This is a genomic window from Candidatus Falkowbacteria bacterium, assembly GCA_016699775.1.
Lineage (GTDB): Bacteria > Patescibacteriota > Patescibacteriia > Patescibacteriales > Patescibacteriaceae > Patescibacterium > Patescibacterium danicum.
In genome coordinates this window covers 195447-212071 of record CP065010.1, presented here as the reverse complement: position 1 = coordinate 212071, position 16625 = coordinate 195447, and the positions used below count along the sequence as shown (strand labels likewise).

At 36.6% G+C, this 16625-nt stretch carries 13 protein-coding genes and 1 tRNA gene; 12 read left to right on the top strand and 2 right to left on the bottom strand.

The features are described 5' to 3' along the window. The first annotated feature begins 57 nt into the window (after positions 1-57). Positions 58-1335 (top strand): insulinase family protein, encoded by a 1278-nt coding sequence (locus IPN41_01100; GenBank protein ID QQS60562.1) that lies wholly within the window; start codon positions 58-60, stop codon positions 1333-1335. Positions 1336-1404: 69 nt separating this feature from the next. Here IPN41_01100 and IPN41_01095 read toward each other — a convergent pair whose 3' ends face one another. Next, positions 1405-2025, bottom strand: coding sequence for a hypothetical protein (locus tag IPN41_01095; GenBank protein ID QQS60561.1), 621 nt, complete (start codon positions 2023-2025; stop codon positions 1405-1407). 23 nt (positions 2026-2048) lie between these two features. Then, positions 2049-2402 (bottom strand): hypothetical protein, encoded by a 354-nt coding sequence (locus tag IPN41_01090; protein ID QQS60560.1) that lies wholly within the window; start codon positions 2400-2402, stop codon positions 2049-2051. 238 nt (positions 2403-2640) lie between these two features. Here IPN41_01090 and IPN41_01085 point away from each other — a divergent pair, with 238 nt between their 5' ends. The 11 genes from IPN41_01085 (at position 2641) to IPN41_01035 (ending at position 16563) form a co-directional block, all read left to right on the top strand. Then, positions 2641-5619 (top strand): UvrD-helicase domain-containing protein, encoded by a 2979-nt coding sequence (locus tag IPN41_01085; GenBank protein QQS60559.1) that lies wholly within the window; start codon positions 2641-2643, stop codon positions 5617-5619. Between the two features lie 32 nt (positions 5620-5651). After that, complete coding sequence (locus IPN41_01080; GenBank protein ID QQS60558.1) at positions 5652-6044, top strand: hypothetical protein; 393 nt, start codon at positions 5652-5654, stop codon at positions 6042-6044. Positions 6045-6055: 11 nt separating this feature from the next. Next, complete coding sequence (locus IPN41_01075; GenBank protein QQS60557.1) at positions 6056-6433, top strand: hypothetical protein; 378 nt, start codon at positions 6056-6058, stop codon at positions 6431-6433. A gap of 15 nt (positions 6434-6448) precedes the next feature. Continuing rightward, complete coding sequence (locus IPN41_01070) at positions 6449-6745, top strand: hypothetical protein (protein ID QQS60556.1); 297 nt, start codon at positions 6449-6451, stop codon at positions 6743-6745. Positions 6746-6826: 81 nt separating this feature from the next. Further along, positions 6827-8140: a M23 family metallopeptidase gene (locus tag IPN41_01065; protein ID QQS60555.1), complete on the top strand. Its 1314-nt coding sequence runs from the start codon at positions 6827-6829 to the stop codon at positions 8138-8140. Positions 8141-8183: 43 nt separating this feature from the next. Further along, a complete protein-coding gene (locus IPN41_01060; GenBank protein QQS60554.1) occupies positions 8184-8438 on the top strand; it encodes a hypothetical protein in 255 nt (84 codons plus the stop codon). A gap of 139 nt (positions 8439-8577) precedes the next feature. Further along, a tRNA-Ala gene (locus IPN41_01055) sits at positions 8578-8651 on the top strand. Positions 8652-8692: 41 nt separating this feature from the next. Continuing rightward, the gene (locus IPN41_01050; protein ID QQS60553.1) at positions 8693-9025 is read left to right on the top strand and encodes a hypothetical protein; all 333 of its coding nucleotides are present in this window, start codon (positions 8693-8695) and stop codon (positions 9023-9025) included. Positions 9026-9278: 253 nt separating this feature from the next. Continuing rightward, positions 9279-9458, top strand: coding sequence for a hypothetical protein (locus tag IPN41_01045; GenBank protein QQS60552.1), 180 nt, complete (start codon positions 9279-9281; stop codon positions 9456-9458). Positions 9459-9963: 505 nt separating this feature from the next. Beyond that, a complete protein-coding gene (locus IPN41_01040; GenBank protein QQS60551.1) occupies positions 9964-15999 on the top strand; it encodes a fibronectin type III domain-containing protein in 6036 nt (2011 codons plus the stop codon). A 102-nt stretch (positions 16000-16101) separates the two neighbouring features. After that, a complete protein-coding gene (locus IPN41_01035) occupies positions 16102-16563 on the top strand; it encodes a hypothetical protein (GenBank protein ID QQS60550.1) in 462 nt (153 codons plus the stop codon). Positions 16564-16625 lie beyond the last annotated feature (62 nt).

Here is a 16625-nt window from a genome sequence, read left to right as displayed (position 1 = left end):
GATAAAAATTTTACCCAGATCCCCGCCTACGCGGGGATGACATAATAAAAAAACTCTATGCCACAAATAAAAAAACTTGCTAACGGATTAAACTTACTAACTGTCCCAATGACTGGCGCCAAAACGACAGCTATTTTAGTGATGATAGCTACAGGGTCAAAATATGAGGACAGAAAAACCAGTGGACTTTCACACTTTCTTGAACACATGTTTTTCAAAGGCACAACTAACCGACCTAACACCCAAATAATTTCCTCAACTCTTGATCGAGTTGGCGGTGAATATAATGCTTTTACTTCCAAAGAATATACCGGCTATTGGATTAAGGTTGCCAAACAAGAAACAAAACTAGCCTTAGATGTTTTGTCAGATATGTTACTGAATTCAAAGTTTGAAGCCGAAGAGATTGATCGCGAGAAAGGCGTAATTATTGAGGAAGTGAATATGTATCTTGATAATCCAATCATGCGTATTGAAGATGTCTTTGAACAATGTTTATATGGTGACACACCAGCTGGTTGGGATACAATTGGAACCAAAGAAAATATTGCTGGTTTTAAGCGTCAAGATTTTATCACCTATTTCAAGAATCAATATAAAACCTCAAATTCATTTGTATGTGTGGCTGGTGATATTCCAAAAGGTGCCACTACTTTAATTAATAACTTTTTCAAAGGCTGGGCCAAAGGACAGGCTAAAGCAAAACTACCAGTCAAAGAAAAACAAACCACTCCTGCAATTAGACTAGAATACAAAAAAACCGATCAAGCTCATCTTTCACTTGGTGTTCGCACCGCCGCTTACGGAAATAACGAAGAATTTATTCATAAAATTATTGCCACTGCTCTAGGTGGATCAATGAGTGCTCGTTTGTTTCTAAATCTACGTGAACGAAACGGACTTTGCTATTATGTTCGCACTGGTGCTGAAACCTATTCTGACACAGGCTACCTAGCCACCCAAGCAGGTGTGCCGGTTGATAAAGTTGAAAAAGCCATTTCAATTATTGTTCAAGAATATAAACGACTCACAACTGAATTAATGCCAGACGAAGAATTAAAAAAGATTAAGCAGTTTATCACTGGTCGTATTTTACTAAGTCTTGAAGGTCCAGATGATATTGCTAATTGGTATGGACGACAATTAGTTATTCGAGCTCAACAAGCAGGAGGCAATCGCAAACCACTTCTCACACCTAACGAATTTCTGGCTATCATAAAAAAATCTCGGCCGAAGATATTCGCCGAGTTGCTAAAAAAATATTTAATCCAAAAGGTCTTAACCTTGCGGTTATTGGACCATATAAGAATGAGGGACAGTTTAGAAAGTTGTTGAAATAGTATAAGAAATAAAAAAGCCAGAAATCAACAATGAAATCTGGCCTTCTAAATCATTTGATCAATCCTATTCTTTAGGGATTAATTCAAATGTTGGTAACGTAAAAATTTCTGATTCAACGGGTTTCATGCCAATAAATTCTAAGCTTGTATCCCCGGTCTCTATATTGTACGTAATAATAACCTTCCCTTCGTACAATGAAACATAATCCCATTTGGGAAAATGCTCATCCCCCATATAAATAATGGGATCATTCAATGTATCCTTAGCTATGTCGCCTTTAAGATAATCGGAATATCTACTCTGTATTATCTCCCGTGCACGAGAAACATTATAACACCTTACCAGGCCCATAACAAAATTTGTTGTCATTACTTCCCTCGAATAAACTGTTAAATTACTGTCTGGGGTTATATAAAGAGTTAAGTGATCCCAGCTTTCTGTTTTTCCGCTTGCAAAGTGGTAGTGTACTCCGACTTCATCATGCTGTAATTTTTGAAAATATTTAACATCCCAAAAATATACAACCTGACCCTTTATTTCATAGGAGTTATCACCCGCACTAACAGTTTGCGGTTTCAGAACTAAATTTTTCCAACATTCACTGGGTTGACTTAGCACTGGTTTTGAAGAAAATATTACTGCGATCGCAAACAAAATTAAAGCTATTAAATTTTTACTGTTCATTTTGTTACTCCTTTCGTTTTAGTTTAGTCTTTATATTTTATAATTATGTCCTTTGCGGGAGGGCAACTAAGTGTATACTGAACATCTTTATATTTAACACTTAAAGATGAGTAGGGGTCACCGACGGCAGAGCTTATGTATTCTATTTCTTTTGGAATATATATAATACATACCCCAGGCCCATCAAGTGTCTGCTCTGTTTCGCAACTGATTTCCTTTCGGAGAGATATATAATATCCGAGGATTAATGATGTTCTTTCCCGATTAAAATATTCCTCAGAATCGGGGGAAATTGAAAACTTTGGTTCGTTTTTTTCATTACTACATCCGATTGTAACAAACAATAAGATGAATAATACATTTAGAAACTTTTTCATTTACTTCTCCTTTGAATTTAGTTTTTTAATTATTGGATTTCCCCAACCCTCCTCAGCAAGAAAGGCTCAAAAAATCCAATAAATATAACCTAAATCACAGATTGTCAAAAAACTAGCTATTATAATTTAATAGCATATTTAATAAATTTTGTCAATATATAATAGTAATATTCTGCTTACCTTAGCCATTTTCTATAATTGCCTAAATTGATTTGCATATGATAAAATGACTGTATCTATGAAGCAACAAATTGACCTCCTCTCAACTCTCAACCCCGCTCAAAAACAGGCTGTCACACATACTGACGGTCCTCTTTTAATTGTGGCCGGAGCTGGAACAGGAAAAACAACTGTTTTAATTAATCGCCTCGCCTATTTAATTCAAGAAAAAAATATTTCACCTGACCAGATCTTAATCACCACTTTCACAGAAAAAGGTGCGGGTGAACTTGAAGAACGAGCTGACAAATTACTTCCCTATGGATATGTAAATTTATGGATCAACACCTTTCATAGTTTTGGTGAGCGTATCCTACGTGATCACGCCCTTGATATTGGGTTGTCCCCTGCTTTCAAGATCCTAACACAAACAGAGCAATGGATTTTGATTAAAAAAAATCTTGACGCTTTTAATTTGGATTATTATAAACCCCTGGGTGATCCAACAAAATTTATTCATGAATTAATTTCTCATTTTTCCAGACTTAAAGATGAGAATATTTCACCAGCTCGGTATCTTGAATATGTAAAAAATCTAAAAACAAAAACTGATTCAACTCCAAAGCATAATGAACAAGAACCAATCAAATCTAAAACTACAAAATCTAAAAAAATTACTACAGACGAATCAACTGACGAAATTAAATCAGAGGAACTTGACCTTGCTCGGCTAACTGAATTATCTGATGCCTACCACACCTACAACAAATTACTACTTGATAATGGTCTAATGGACTTTGGTGACTTGATTACCTACACAATTAAACTCTTCAAAGAGCGACCAAATATTCTTGAACACTACCGAACACAATTTAAGTACATCATGGTTGATGAGTTTCAAGATACCAATACTTCGCAATATGAACTTATTAAATTATTAGCAACACCAGATAATAATTTAGTTGCCGTTGGAGATGATGACCAAAGTATTTATCGTTTTCGTGGTGCTTCACTTTCAAACATCATGCAGTTTAAAGATGATTTCCCAAAAGCCCAAGAAATTGTCTTAACGGAAAATTATCGCTCCGGCCAAGAAATTTTAAACTCTGCCTATACCTTTATCAAACATAATAATCCCAATCGCTTAGAAGAAAAATTAAAGATTAATAAACATTTAACGGCATCTGGAAAAATTAAAAAAAGTGAAGTGCGATCTTTACAGTTTTCAATTGAGTCCTCTGAGACTCAGGCCGTTGCGGATATGGTTCAAGCATTACACGATAACAAGCAAGCAGAAAGCTGGGCCGACATTGCAATTTTAGTTCGTGCTAATTCTACCGCAGACACTTTTACCAAAGAATTAACTCGTCGCAATATTCCTAATCACTTTGTATCACTGAAAGGGTTGTACTATAAGCCAGTAATCCTTGATTGTATTGCCTATCTACAACTACTTGATAATTACCATGAACCCTCAGCCCTGTACCGCGTCTTAAACCTACCGTGCTTTAAAATGTCTCATTCAGATCTTCTAATCTTAACCAAATGGGCTCGACGCAAGCTCTGGTCTTTATTTGAAACTATAGAAAAAATAGATAGTGTCACTGAAATTTCGGCTGAAGGAAAAAAGGCTGCTAAAAAGCTAGTTGAAAGCGTCAGAGCCTTTGCTCTCATGACCAAAGAACATAAAGCCTCAAAAATTTATGTGACCTTTGTTCGTGATTGTTTACTGCCATTTTTTGATGAGGATCGTGATCATGAAATCTTTAACTACCTCAATCAGTTTTATGGAAAAATAAAAAACTTTGAGACTGCTGATAATTCTGGCACCCTCAAAGACTTTTTAGATGTCATTAATTTAGAAATGGAAGCTGGGGAAACAGGTGGACTACGTTTTAACTTTGATGATGCCGACACTGTTAAAATTATGACAATTCATGCTGCCAAAGGTTTGGAATTTGGTCATGTCTTTATTCCAAATATGGTAGACAAAAAATTCCCAACCATTCACCGTGGTGAAAAAATTGTTATTCCAGAAGAACTTGGTGGACCAAAAAGTTTAAGCAAAGATTCACACCTTGAAGAAGAGCGACGATTAATGTACGTGGCTCTCACTCGTGGTAAACAAGGAGTTTATTGTACTGGCGCCAAAGATTACGGCGGGGTTCGTGAAAAAAAACCTTCACTGTTTATTGCTGAAGCAGGTCTAACAATTGAAGCAATCAATCAAAAAGATATTACTGAACTAGAACGTGACATTGCCTCTCTAGATACGGTAGCCCCAATATTTAAATATCAACTTCCCGAAAAATTTTCCTTTTCTCAACTAACTACTTTTGAGCGTTGTCCACTGGATTATAAATTTATTTATATATTAAAAATCCCTCTTGAAGATAATCCACAAGCTGTCTTTGGACGTTGCTTACACTTATGTTTACGACAGTTTCTATTACCTCTATTAGAGAGTAATTTCCAACCAAGTCTATTTGGCGAAAAAAAGATTGATGAAAAATTATTGTCCTTAAAACAGCTACTCACCTACTACGATCAATATTGGGAAGACAATGGTTATACTGATCGCACGCAAGCTGATAAGTATAGAGAGCAAGGTAAAAAAATGTTGGCTGATTTTCAAGCTTCATTGCCTATAAAAAAACCTTCAGTTGTTTTCTTGGAAAAAAAATTTAACTTAGCCCTTGATACCTATCAACTAACTGGAACAGTTGACCGCGTTGATAAGCTCGCTGATGGAACCTATGAAATCATTGATTATAAATCCGGTACAAAACCAAAAAAAATAGAGTATAAAGAAAAACGACAACTACTTTTATATCAAGCAGCCCTTCAAACTAACTATGGACTAATCGTCAGTCGTTTAACACTTCATTACCTAAAAGATAATCAAGCAGAATCTTTTGTCGCTAAGCCTGGAGAACTTGAAAAAGTTCAAAACGATATGATCAAACTAATTGAGGAAATAAAACATAGTAACTTTAAACGACGTTCACAAAGTGATTGTAAGTACTGTCAGCATGGTCCCGTGCCAGCTGATTATTGAGTTTGCGTTAAAGGTAAGCTACAATAACTGTTATGACTCTCCGATCTTATCTCATGGTTATGACAATCGGTACGCTAATTTTTTGGTTAGCGCTCGGTTTATTTATTATTAATATTGATCCAATGGCCACCAACTGGATGGGCATTGGGCTTTTCTATTTAATTTTGATTTTTGCTATTACGGGAACTGGCGCAATTGTTGGTTTTATCATTCGCTTTTTTGCGTTAAAACAAGAAATGGTTACACAGTCAGTTATTATAGCTTTCCGACAAGCGTTACTCGCAGCCGTCTTAGTGACAAGTGTCTTATTCCTTTTTTCACAAGATCTTTTTAGTTGGCTTAATGTATTTTTACTATTTTGTGCCTTGTCTGGTTTAGAATTTTTCTTATTAAGTTGTGAAAATGAAAAAACCACTCCTGAATAATCCAAAAAAATATGACTTTTATTTCAGCTCTACAAAAATTTTTTAGTCCTAAAGCTTCAACAAAATTTCCTAACGTTGTGGTTGGAAAAATTACTGACGTTGAACTTCATCCCAATGCGGATCGATTACGTATCGCCGTAGTTGATGTTGGACAAACTATGTGTATTGTTTGTGGCGCACCAAACATTGAAGCTGGGCAATTTGTGCCAGTCGCTCTACTTGGTGCTACACTACCAAATGGTGTAACAATCAAAGAAGCAATCATACGAGGAGTGCCATCTTCTGGAATGTTATGTGCGGAAGATGAACTTGGATTAGGAACAGATCATAGTGGAATAAAAATTTTAAAGGGCGGAACAGTCGGCGAACCGATTGACGCCTATTTATAACCTAAACAAAAATATATGAACTTTATTTCTACGAGCCAAGATATCTTTTTTCTAGTACTTGCTTTTTGTATTTTATGGTTAACAATTTTCTTTGCTTGGATGATGTATTATGCCATAGCTGCCTCAAAACAAATCTATGAAATGATAAACCAGTTTAAGAAAAAACTTAATGCAATTGATGACTTAATTACGATGATTAAAGAAAAATTTAACAGTAGCGCCTCCTACCTATCATTCATTGTTAGTGGTGTTGGGAAGCTTGTAACTCTGCTTTCAAAGAAAGAAACACCTAACAAAAAAAGTAAGCACTAACAATTCTTCTCATTGACTCTAGGCCCTATATATGGTATTTTTAAAAGGTTTTAAAGAACTTTGTAAGTTACCCGTATTAGCATGTCTATTAAGCGGATTGCCGTTTCAATACTGCTATTCGCACTCAAAATAATAATTTACGCAAAGAGGTTTCTAACCGCTTTTTTTGTTAAAGCGGTATTTGTTCCTGTGGGCTTTATTGGAACAGCTATTTTTAAGGTTATTATTATCCCTGGATATCGTTTATACGCCTTGGCCAACAGAAAAATTTCTGCCTCCACAAAGACCAGTCGAAGATTTGGAACACTGATTAGTAGTAAATATGTTTTACATGTTCTTTTTATTTTATTATCAATTGTCTTAACCTATTTTAACATCACAACTAAATCAACCACACTATCATCAGACGAAATTGTTGGAAAGACATTATTATCTAAATTTGTCTCTGAAGATAGTGGTGACTTTGATCAGTTTATTGAAGATTACCCAAATCCAGAAATTGCCCGCTGGCGTAAACCACAAGAAAAAGCTTTAACAATGTTGCAAGTTCCATTTGATCTTTTCACCAACAATAAACCAAGCACTGAATCACCAACCGGACAACCACAAGTAGCTCGAAATGCACCAATCACCTACACTGTTCAAAATGGAGATACAATTAGTGGCATTGCTCGACGTTTTAATATCACTGCTAATACAATTCTCTGGGAAAATAATTTAACCGTCGCCAGTGTCATTCAACCTGGAGATCGTTTAATTATTCTGCCTTCAAGTGGAGTATCACACACTGTTAGCAGCGGACAAACTCTTGGTCAGATTGCCAGTCTCTATGGCGTTGAAGCAAATAGAATAATGAGCTTAAATGGAATCGCTAACGCTAACCAACTTCGCATTGGTGCAAAATTAATTATTCCCGGTGGAAATAAAATTATTGCTCAAACAAGCTCTGGACGAATTGGTTCCAAAACTACAGCCAGCTTAAGTGGTATAAAAAAACTAATTCCTGGTCCTTCATCAGCTGTTATACCAGCTGGAGATCGAATGGCTTGGCCAACATCTGGCCATCGCATTACGCAATACTATTCGTGGCGACATAGTGGTCTTGATGTGGCTAATAAAACCGGAACACCAATCTATGCCGCTGATTCAGGGACGGTTACTGTTGTAGGTTGGAATCGTGGTGGTTATGGAAATCAAATTGTTATTTCTCATAGTGGTGGAAAACAAACTCGTTATGCTCACCTTTCCGCCTTCAGTGTCAATGTAGGTCAAAAGGTCTCAAAGGGGCAATATATTGGGGCTATGGGCTCAACAGGACGCTCTACGGGCTCCCATTTACACTTTGAAGTGCTTATTAATGGCCGTCAATATAACCCATTGAATTATGTTCGATAATAGGCTATATTATTAAGGACTAAATTATAAACGCAAAACATATATGGTATTTATTATTGGTTTGGTGATGCTGGCCGTTGGTGCCATTATCACAATCAAATCTGATAAAGTTTTGGAAATGTTTGGTCGCAGTGAGTTTTTTGAGACAAAACTTGGTAGTGCCGGTGGTTCACGATTAGGGTATAAACTACTCGGAATCACAATTGCCTTACTTGGTATCTTGGCAATGACCGGATTGATTCAAGGTTTTATGAGTTGGATCTTGTCCCCACTTCTTAAATATAGTGTGCCTCAATAAAAACAAAAAAAATTTAAAACAAGAAAATATAAAAATAGTTTTTCATTTTATTGTTTTAGATTTTAGTATTTTACTGTTTCATAATTTTGTAGTTTTGTAGTTTTACATTTTAAAGTTTTGTAGTTTTGAATTTATTCTTGGGCCTGTAGTTCAGCTGGTTAGAATGCCTGCTTTGCAAGCAGGAGGTCAAGGGTTCGAATCCCTTCAGGTCCACAAGATCGATTTTTAAAAATCAAAACTAATGGAAGGTTATTATGGAAACCCAGGAAAAATTAGAAGAAAAAGCGAAAGAATTAAATGAAATTGATAAAAAAATAAAAGAGAAACTTGATGAATTACAGACTAAAATAAAAGATTTTCTCTTTTTTATTTACTATCACAGAAAAGATGACACAATTTTTGCAAAATACAAGGGCCATGATAATGGTCATATATTACAAGTAGATTTATTTGTTAGATATGACTTAAAAGCTGAAAAATTTGTTGCTGATGTCAAGGAGAACTATAGAGATATCTTAATAGGAGTTTCCTCGACTGAAGCGATTGGCCATTTTGTGCATAGATCCGAAGAAATGATTGCTTTTTAAATAGCAGTCATTTTCCCTACTCAGGCAATATGTTATAATGTTTGCCTGTTTTTTTATAAAAATAATTTCTTAACGATATTTTAGAATGATTACTCCCTCTTTAATTAAAAAAATCATATACCATATACTCCAATAATTCCGGAGTGTTGCACTTACTTATTGAACTAGGGTAAAAGTGAATTAAAAAAATATGATATTAACAGCGCCCATTTAATATGATAATATTAGGATATTATAAATAATCACTAATTTTATGGGTAAAAAAGAAATGATGGAGAATTACGTAAAAGGGCAACTCGAAATAATTTCAAACCCTAAATATATAAAAAGGGTAGAAGAAATAAATGGTCGTAAACTAACCCTAGATGAAGTAGCTGAACATTATGCTAAATACGATGCAGAAGAATATGACAAAAAACATCCCCATTATTAAGATATCTATGTGGCATTCATAAAAGAACACACATCTACCTCTACGCAACTCTGTCAGGTGCTTATTGGTTAAAAGCCAGAATGGATAAACTACTAACCAGCTATATCAATCACCGATCATTTATAAGAACTCATTTTATTAAATAAAGTGAGTTCTTTTTTTAAATAATTCTTCAAAATCACGAATCTCCTTAATTTACATATACCCATTAAATACTTGGGTTTCTTTATATTTTATGATAAAATGTGGGTATATTTGAATTATAGCCTCTTTAACTATTTTTGTAGCTTCTCTTTGAATTATTTAACTTACTTTTGGTTAATTCTAAGTTTCAACGCTTATTTTATAAATAAAATAATCGGAGTATCAAGAGCTTCAAACAAATTAAAGAATTAAGAGCTCAAACTATGATTTAAGGAATTACGCTTCGTAATCTCCAATTCAAATCTCACCAAAAAGCTTCACCATTTTGAGTTAGGAACAGTTAGAAAAATAACCAGCACTTATGAAAAAGATTAAACGAAATTACTACAGAAAAATTAAGATTATATCAGTATTAGCAATATTTTGTGCTAGCATTTTTATTCTACCACCTCAAGAAATTCAAGCAGCCACTTTGTTAAGTGATGATTTCACTGGAACAACTATTGATACAAATAAATGGCAGGAAATTGACACAGCCGGCAGTGGTGGAACTTCTGGAAATATTCAACAAAATGGAACATTAACGACGGCAAACGGCTACGTCGGAAGTGTATGGGGAATTAATGCTTTAATCTCAGCGGATACATTTGATTCTGATGCTCTTGAGATTTCATCTGTAATGACAAATAATTCAGATCAACTGCTTGGTTATGGCGACTATAATTTTCAAAGTGCCGGTACTAAAGCGTATATATTAGATATGGTCGCTACAACTATATATGTATTAGTTTGGAATAATGGTGCTCTAGTGGATAGTAATTTTAGTTGTGGGACATTTACTGATGGGGCAACCTATAAAATTAAAATAATTTCTGGCGGTCTAGAGGTTTATAAAAACGATGTTTTACAGTGCACCCAAAATACTGCTGTTTCAATTGATGATGAAAAAATATTTTTACAATCTTCAGTGGCGGCTAGTGTTTTTGATGATGTGCTCGTGGTAGGTAATTCTGCTGCCCCAACAGCTCCCGGAGCACCAACTGGACTTACTCCAACTGCCGGGAATACCCAAGTTAGTTTGTCATGGACAGCACCAGTCAGTAATGGTGGCAGTGCTATTACAGATTATCTAGTGGAATATAAACTTGCCTCTGAACCAACTACGTGGACAACTTTTGCCGATGGAACTTCAACTAATACTACGGCAACGGTTACCAGTTTAAGTAATGGTTCTTCATATAATTTTCGAGTCAGTGCCATTAATGCCATTGGCACAAGCACTCCAAGCTCAACCGCTACTACTACCCCCACAGCTCCTACTGCCCCCGGTGCTCCAACAGGTCTTTCCGGCGTATCCGGAAACACTCAAGTTAGTTTATCGTGGACTGCTCCGGTTTCCAATGGCGGTTCGGCAATTACGGATTACCTTGTTGAGTATAAACTAAATTCTGAACCAACAACCTGGTCAACATTTAATGATGGGACATCAACCTCAACATCAACCACCGTAACCGGACTTACTAATGATCTTATCTATAATTTTCGAGTCAGTGCCATTAATGCCATTGGCACAAGTACTCCAAGCTCAACCGCCAATGGAACTCCAGGACAAGCAATTCCTCTTACAATTGATAACATCGCTTTGTGGCTTGATGGTTCTGATGCGAGTTCAATAACTGAATCCTCAGGCATCGTTTCTCAAGTAAATGACAAAAGTGGTAATGACAAAAATGCTACTGCTTCAGATTCTGTCCGTCCAACTCTTGTTTCAAGTATTCAAAATGGTCGCTCGATATTACGGTTTGATGGTGATGATGATTATTTAAATATTAATAGTTCTATAAACTATCGAACAATATTTGTTGTAGCAAAATCTGATGACACTACTTTTAGTAACTACCCGGGCATCATCGGAGATTTTACGGGAACTTCACCAAATAATGGACATATTGTAAACGGTGTTGATGGCACTACAAAACTAGCTTCAGCCACAAGTAATTATTCAAGTGCCTATAGAAACGGAACTCTAATTGCAGGATCAAGTGGCCATAACTTTGCTCCGTTAAATGAGTTTTGGATTGGTGCATTTGAGCTTCCTCTTAACTCAACAAATACTACCTCTGCTATTGGTATGATTAATGGAGGTGGACGTTACTGGGATGGTGATATTGCAGAAATAATTGTTTACAGTACAACTCTAGACATCACCGATCGAGCTATTGTAGAGAATTATTTATCTGTGAAATGGGGAATTGCTGTTGCAGGACCAACCGCTCCAGATGCCCCAACTGACTTAGGCGCATCAAAAGGCAACACCTTAATTTCTCTAAGTTGGACTGCCCCAGCCGACAACGGGGGTTCTGCTATTACAGACTATTTAGTTGAATACAAATTAAGTTCAGAGCCAACCACTTGGACAACTTTTGCTGATGGCACTTCCACAGGAACTACCGCGACAGTAACAGGATTAACTAACGATCTTAGTTATGATTTTCGAGTTAAAGCAGTGAATGCCTTTGGTACAAGTTCAGCCAGTAATATAGCAACAAAAACCCCGGGGGCTCCAACAGTTCCTGATGCACCAACAATTGGTACAGCAATAGCCGGAAATACTGAAGCTATAGTAGCTTTCTCCGCCCCAGCCGATAACGGAGGATCTGCTATAACAAGCTATACCGCTACATCCTCACCTGGAGGCCTCACCAGTACCGGTGCCGGCTCCCCACTTACAGTTACTGGTTTAACAAATGGCGTAGAATATACTTTTACTGTTACGGCTACCAATGCAATCGGTACTTCGGTTCCCTCTTCTGCTTCCAACGCTATTACACCAAGTATTTTAGGAATTCAACTAACTGATAATTTTGCCGGAACAACACTTAATACAACTAAGTGGCTAGAAATTGATCCAACGGGGCGTGGTGGATTAGCTGGAAAAGTTTTACAAAACGGAACCCTATCAATTGCTGATAGTTATACTAATAGTTTATGGGGAAGCACTGTCCTGCAATCACAAGATAGTTTTTCCGCCTCATCTTTAGAAATTTCCGCGGTAATGAATACTGTTTCAAACCCACTTATCGGATATGGTGATTATGCTTTTGGTGTAGCTTCTTCTAAAGCCTATTTACTCTATGCAGCACATGGTGCAAACGTTCTAGCATTATCATGGGACGGACTAACTTCTGAACAAAGTTCTTGTGGAACAACTACGTCAGGAGCTACTTATAAAATGAAAATTATTTCCGGTGGTTTTGAAGTATATAAAAATGATGTTCTACAATGCACACATAATACCGCTGTAGTCGTAAATGATAAACCTATTTTTTTACAGAATTCAGCAGCTGCAAGTACTTTTGATGACGTGTTAGTCTATGGAACAAAAACCACAGCCGTAACTCCCGGACAAGTAACCGGCCTTTCAAGTTCTGGTATGAATAAACAAGTGTTATTAAATTGGGATATACCAAGTAGCTCAGGGTATACGGCTATTACTGATTATCTAATTGAATATAAACTTTCATCCAGTGACTCCTGGACAACCTTTTCAGATGGCACATCACAAAACACTAAAACAGTTGTCACTGGCCTGACTAATGATCTAGCGTATGACTTTCGCGTAAGCGCAACAAATAGTGCAGGGAATGGAACACCTTCCACTACAAGCTCAGCAACACCAAGCGCTATTGATACTCTAGCTTTTGTTATTACCGGTGAAAGTAATTCCGGAGGTATTGGCTTAAACTCTGACGCTACAGCCGGTGAAGTCGCCTCGCGCTCAGCTGTTCAAATAATGAATTTAACCTCAGGTTTATTTGGCTTTGAAAATCTTGATATTGGAACAAATAATTTACGTGATCACGATGGCCTTGGTGGATACTATGATACTAGTCATGGTTTTGAATTACAACTAGCAAATTCCACTGAAGCTCATGCTTTCCCTGACAATGAACAAGTTTATCTTGTCAAAACTGGTCACGGTGGATCGCAAGTTTCTCAATGGGATGTAGGACAAACTTATTGGACAAAATTTTTGCAAAGAACCGCAGCAGCCAAAACTCAACTTGATGCGGATAGAAAATGGGTTGTCTGGATGAGCTTAGGTATTAATGATGCAATCTCCGGAACCGCTTTAACTACCTGGAAAAGTGCCATGGTTGCTCATATCAATAAGATAAAAAATGATTTGCCTGGAGCAATTATTATCATGACTCAATTTCAATCAATGACTAACCAATCCGGTTATGCTACATACAATGCAATTATGAGTGATATTGCTTATGAAGAAGCAAATGTATATGTAGTTGATTCAACCGGCGCAGCCTTACGTGATACCAACCACTGGAGTTATGCCGGATTAAAAACTGTTGCTTCCAGCATGGCAACAACCACCAAAAATTCTTTGGGTTTAATATATCCTGGGAAACCTACTTCACTAACAGCCACCCCAGCAAGTACTTCAGTGGCACTTTCTTGGACAGCGCCAGTATCAAATGGTGGATCAGCTATCACTGATTATCTAATTGAATATAAAACAAGTGCTGCCAATTCATGGTCAACATTTTCTGATGGAACATCAACGAGCACTTCGGCCACTGTGACCGGTCTTTCCGGTTCTACTGCTTATGATTTTCGTGTTAGCACCACAAGTGCTACTGGAACCGGTAATACTGTATCAACTACTGCAACCACAACCGATGGAACAGCTCCATCTATCTCCGCAGTAGTAGCAACACCGAGTACTACCTCGGTTACTATCACCTGGACCACAGATGAATCATCATCAAGTATTGTGGATTACGGATTAACCAATTCTTACGGCACATCAACAGTAGAAACTGACACAGATCCAAGAGTCACTTCACATTCCATAACAATAAACAATCTAGTTACTTGTACAACATATAATTACCGAGTTAAGTCTAATGACGCTTCAGCAAACTTAGCTACTGGATCAAATAATACCTTCACCACCACTGGCTGTACTGGTAATACAACAGTTAGCGAAATTATTTCAAACACCGTGACCACAGCCACAGGAGCTATTGTTAATCTTGAATCTGGTACAGCTAATTTTTCTCTCAATGTACCTGCAAGTTTCAAAACTGGTATTGATGATGCAGTCTTTCAAATTAAACAATTAAGCACTAATACGCTGCTATTAACGACCGGTAGTCCTTCCGGAAAAACAGTAGCTGGATCTCATACCTACGATTTGTCAGCTCTATCTGGCGTTAACACAACATTAACTACCTTTGACGAACTACTAACGCTAACAATCAGTTATACAACTAATGAAATCAATGGCTTAGATGAAACAACTCTTGCACTCTACTTCTGGAATGATACTTCTTGGGAATCCTTAAATAGTTGCACAATTAACTCAGTAGCCAATACCATAACCTGCACCACTGATCACTTCACAACTTTTGGTGTCTTTGGCTCAGCAGCATCAACCCCTCAAAATGTAAGTGGTGGAACTACTTGTTATCAATGCTCATTACCACCAATCGTCCCGGTTGGAGGTTTTAAAGTATTAGCTAATTCCGAAAAAAATACTACTACCAATAGAATTGTAAAGTTAGACTTCAATGCAGGATCAGATGTTAAAAAAATGGCGATTTCCTTGACCAATAATTTTATCAATATCAATCAAGAAAATTACTCACCTACTAAAGAAATTGATCTTTGCCCAAATTCAAACGAAATAAATAATAATGTAAGCTGTCCAGATGGAGACTATATAATTTATGTAAAATTTTATACTGAATACGGTGTTGCTTCTGAGATTATATCAACCAGCATACATTTAACGACCACGCCCGAACCAACAAAACCACTTCTAACTTTTACCAAAGATTTACGTCTTAGTGCAAAAGATAGCCAAGTTAAGATATTACAACAATTTCTCAATCGTAACGGATTTAAATTAGCTTCTAAGGGAGTTGGATCTCCTGGAAAAGAAACTGATTATTTCGGTTCACTCACTGCATCTACTCTTATCAAATTTCAAGAAGCAAATAAGAATAAAATTCCTGGAATAATTAAAGAAAAAGGTTTTCTTGGACCACTAACGCGACAACTAATAAACGCTTCGATGCACAACCCTCAACCCCCTACCATAAAACCGCCAACTGCTTCTCGTCCAACTGCTTTCTCAAGTCTTCTATCCAAAGGTATGCAAAATGATGACGTTCGCCAATTACAAAAACTTCTTTCAACTCATCCAGAAATATATCCTGAAAAATTAGTAACCGGATTTTTTGGTTCGCTCACTGAAAAAGCTGTCCAAGCATTTCAAATTAAATATAAAGTAATTAGCTCAAAAAATGATCCTGGATTTGGTGTAGTTGGTCCCCAAACTAGAACTAAATTACAAGAAGTTTTTGGAAATTGAGAATGGTTTTTTTCTTTCCTTTATCAAAAATTGATTAGAATAAAAAAATCTCTACTTTCCCCTTCCTCTCTACTACTAAAAATATTTAAATCACAAAAAACTATGCCCTCTCAAAAAATTAAACTACTTTTCTTTGAAACCTATTTAGCCAGAATAAATAACAGTCTTGGAAACCGCACCTTTAAAAATATCTACGCCACAGTTAATGGTCGGAAAAAAGATATTTTAGAGAACGGGCGAGTTGCCTGCGCCATATTTGTCTCATCATTATTAATGATTCATAAACTCATTCCAGAAATCCACGCTACAGTTACTGGTACCGTTATTGCTTTAAAAAAAGCCGGCTGGAAAAAAATTTCTAAACCTCGTCTTGGCTGTATTATTGTCTGGGCCGAAGAAACCCCTCCAGCAAAAAATCACGGTCATAAACATATTGGTTTTTATATTGGCCAAAATCAAGCAATCAGTAATAGCGCTAGTAAAGGCTACCCAGTTAAGCATCATCTAACCTTCAAAAACAAGAGAAAAATAGAATTAATGCTCTGGCATAATAAGTTAGAATAGTGCCAATTCTATCAAAGCCATACCTCATTATGTAACCAATCCCCAAGGCCTCAAACAGGCCT